At 63.5% G+C, this 3,734-nt stretch carries 4 protein-coding genes; all 4 read left to right on the top strand.

Going from position 1 to position 3,734, the window contains the following annotated elements; all coding sequences use genetic code 11:
* Positions 1 to 236: 236 nt before the first annotated feature.
* Positions 237 to 1,013 carry an SDR family oxidoreductase gene (locus EN893_RS23720; RefSeq protein ID WP_164748820.1) on the top strand — a complete coding sequence of 259 codons (777 nt, stop codon included), beginning with the start codon at positions 237 to 239 and terminating at the stop codon, positions 1,011 to 1,013.
* 6 nt (positions 1,014 to 1,019) lie between these two features.
* Positions 1,020 to 1,682 carry a 5-oxoprolinase subunit PxpB gene (gene pxpB / locus EN893_RS23715; RefSeq protein WP_127266695.1) on the top strand — a complete coding sequence of 221 codons (663 nt, stop codon included), beginning with the start codon at positions 1,020 to 1,022 and terminating at the stop codon, positions 1,680 to 1,682.
* Positions 1,679 to 2,659, top strand: a complete 981-nt coding sequence (locus tag EN893_RS23710) for a biotin-dependent carboxyltransferase family protein (protein WP_127266696.1) — start codon at positions 1,679 to 1,681, stop codon at positions 2,657 to 2,659. Before pxpB ends, EN893_RS23710 begins: the two co-directional genes overlap by 4 nt.
* The coding region (locus tag EN893_RS23705; RefSeq protein ID WP_164901050.1) for an epoxide hydrolase at positions 2,656 to 3,734 on the top strand (1,079 nt) is incomplete at its 3' end. The genes EN893_RS23710 and EN893_RS23705, both read left to right, overlap by 4 nt.

The raw sequence follows: 3,734 nt of genomic DNA, 5'->3' as shown, positions 1-3,734 counted from the left end.
CCTACACTCCTCGCCGTCGTCGCTTTATGAATATAGTATCCAATCACAATTAATTCAGTGGAGTCAACCGGCTTAAGATGGTTGGCAGAAAAAAGCCAAAAGCGGCTTAGAAACGGCAAACGGCTGCGGAACCGACCCAACAGATCCACTTATCCGGGGCTTGCAATGGCGTCGAAGTTCAAGATAGATTGGATAACATATCCATAAATGCGCAATTGTGAAAAAGGGATTGGGTTGTGAAGCACGCAGGAAAAGTCGTGATCGTCACCGGGGCGGCACGAGGCCTGGGCCTTGCCTGCGCCGAGCGCTTTCATGCCGATGGCGCCAAGGTGGTGCTTGTCGACATACAGGCCGATCGCGGGCGCGAGCATGCCGAACGTCTGGGCGAGCGTGCCGCCTGGCTATCGGCGGATCTCTCCGAATGCACGCAGGAAATGGCAGCCGATATTGTTGCCAAGGCCACGGAGCGATTCGGCGGCGTCGACGTCCTCATCAACAATGCCGGCATCATCCATCTGGACGATTTCGTCGACTTCCCCGAGGAGGCGTTCGACCTGGTTCAGCGGGTCAATCTCAAGGCGCCCTTCCTGCTCGGGCAGGCCGCGGCAAGAGCCATGATCGCACAGGGACGCGGCGGCTCGATCATCAACATGTCCTCGATCAACGCCATTCTGGCCATCCCCAATTCCGTCGCCTATGCCGTGTCCAAGGGCGGCATCAAGCAATTGACCGCGGTGATGGCCGTCGGACTGATCCCGTACAATATCCGCGTCAATGCCATCGGCCCCGGCACCATCCTGACCGACATGGTCAAGAGCTCGGTCATGGCCAGCGAAGCGCAGCGCCAGACCATCCTGTCGCGCACGCCGAGCGGCCGCTGTGGCGAGCCATCGGAGATTGCCAGCGTCGCTTCCTTCCTGGCCAGCGACGACGCTTCATACATTGTCGGCCAGACCATCTATCCGGACGGCGGTCGCCTGATCCTGAATTATACGGTGCCGGTGAAGGACTGACCGCCCATGGTTGTCGGTACGCCCCACATCAGCCTTGCGGGATCGGGCGCGCTGCTGCTCGATGGAACGCAGGGGGCTTTCAACGATGCCACCCAGGAACTGGTCTGGGCGGTAGCGAATGCCGCGCTGAGCCTCGAAGGGGTGCGCGAGGCCGTTCCCGGCATGAACAACCTGCTGGTGGTGTTTGACCCGCTCGCCACAGACGCCCACAGCGTCGGAGATCAACTGATGTCGCTCTGGTCCGCCACCGATGCCCACCCGGTGACCGGCACGCATCATACGATTCCCGTTCACTACGGCGGCGCGCGCGGCGAGGATCTCACCGGCTGGGCCGCGCATTGCGGCCTGTCTGTCGACGAGACCGTCAGGCGCCACGCGGCGGCCCGCTACACCGTCGCCGCCATCGGCGCCATGCCGGGTTTTCCCTATCTGTCCGGTCTCGACCCGCGGCTTGCCTGGGCAAGGCGCAGCACGCCTCGCCTCAAAGTTACCGAGGGCGCCGTCATCATTGGTGGCGCGCAGGCGGGTATCATGCCGATGACCGCGCCGTCCGGCTGGCACATCATCGGCCATACCGACGTGAAGCTCTTCAAGGCCGAAGCGGAATTGCCCGTGCTGCTCAGGCCCGGAGACAAGATTCGCTTCGCAATTGCAGGGATCGAGGCATGATCGAGATCCTCACCACCGGCCTGCCGAACACGGTCCAGGATCTCGGCCGGCCCGGTCATCTGGCGCTGGGGGTCAGCCATGGCGGCGCCATGGACAAGCAGGCACTGGCGATCGCCAATCTCATGCTGGGCAATGATCCTTCGGCCGCCGGGATCGAGGTCACGCTTCATCCGTTCCGGCTGCGCGCGCATATCGACACCGCCGTCGCCATCACCGGCGCTGATTGCGCCGTCAGCATCGGCGACCGGCCCTGCCCGCCCTGGTGGGCCATGACGATCCGCGCAGGCGAGACCCTTGTCCTCGAGGCGCCGCGCGCCGGTGCTCGTTCCTACATCGCCTTTGCCGGCGGGATCGATCTGCCGCCCGTCATGGGGTCGCGCGCGACGGATGTGAAAGGCGGTTTCGGCGGGTTCGCTGGACGCGGCCTGTCGCGCGGTGACCGGCTTGCGCTCAAACCTGCGCAATGCCGCCTTCCCGCGGGCGGCATCGGCGCAGCGCTGGAGGAGCGACGAGGCGCGGCGGACGCCTTGGCCTCGGCAATCGAATTGCGGGTTCTGCCGGCCGCCGAGTTCGACGCCTTCACGCCGGAGGCCCAGGCGGCTTTCACCGGCAGCGAATGGCGCATCACCGACGACGCCAACCGTATGGGATATCGCCTTGCTGGAGAGACGCTTTCGCTCCTCTCACCGCTCGAATTGCTCTCGCACGGCATCGTACCAGGCACAGTCCAGGTGCCGCCGTCCGGCCAACCGATCATCCAACTTGCCGATGCCAACACTTGCGGCGGCTATCCGAAGATCGCTACGGTGATCGAAGCCGACCTCTGGCGGCTGGCGCAAGCGCCGGTCGGCGCGCGCCTGCGTTTCTCAGCGGTCTCGATAAAAGCGTCGACGGAAGCGCTTCGCGCGAACCGGCAGCAAAGTCACGACTTTATCGCCGCCCGAAACCTTATGGCCGGCGAGCAGAGGACTCCATGAAAATTCGCCCCTTCACCATCGAGATTGCCCAGTCTGAAATCGACGATTTGAAGAAGCGCATCTCGACCTGGCGCGAGCCGGACCAGTTGCAGGCGATAGGCTGGGCGCAGGGAACGGAGCACGAGGAACTGCGCCGACTTATGCAGCACTGGCGCACCGGCTTCGACTGGCGCAAGCAGGAAGCCGCCTGGAACATCCATCCGCACTACCAGACGGATATCGGCGGCGAAACCATCCATTTCATCCATGCGCGCGCCGCTGTGGCGACCAACAGAACGGTCATACTCACCCATGGCTGGCCAGGCAGCGTCTTCGAATTTCACAGGCTGATCCCGCTTCTGACCGATCCGCTTTCGCATGGCGGAAGACTGGAGGACGCCTTCAACGTCGTGGCCCCGTCGATTCCCGGCTATGGCTTTTCGAGCCGGCCGACCAGGCCTGGCCTCAACCTGTTCACCGTCGCCGATCTTTGGGCCGAGTTGATGAGCCGTCTAGGCTATGAGCGATATCTCGCCCAGGGCGGGGATCTGGGCGCCAGCGTGTCGACCTGTCTGGCGCACGCGCATCCAGGCAGTCTCGCCGGCGTGCATCTGAACTTCGTCCCCGGCTCATACTCACCTCCTCACGATCCAGGCCCGGATGGCGACCTGAGCTTGGAAGAACGCGCCTTCCTGGAACGGAAAGCCGGATGGGCGGATCTTCATGGCGCCTATGCTCATATTCAAGCGACGCGCCCGCAAACGCTTGCCTACGGGCTGACGGATTCGCCGGTCGGACTGGCGGCCTGGATGATCGAGAAGTTCCGCGACTGGAGCGATTGCGATGGCGATCTGGCCAACGCCGCTTTTTCGCGCGACGACATGCTCGCCAACATCTCGCTCTACTGGTTCACCCGGACCGTCGCTTCGTCGATGCGGCTCTATTGGGAAACGCGCGCCCGTCCGCTTGCATTCGCGCCCGGCACGGCGATCAACGTCCCGCTTGCAGTGGCTTTGTTCCCCAAAGAGCTGCCGATGCCGCCAAGGAGTTGGGTCGAGCGCGTCTTCAAGGACATCCGCCAGTGGACAGCGATGCC

The sequence above is a fragment of the Mesorhizobium sp. M7A.F.Ca.CA.004.04.2.1 genome, assembly GCF_004022825.1.
Classification (GTDB): domain Bacteria; phylum Pseudomonadota; class Alphaproteobacteria; order Rhizobiales; family Rhizobiaceae; genus Mesorhizobium.
Note: the sequence above shows the minus strand (reverse complement) of the source record. Positions and strands in the feature narration are given on the sequence as shown.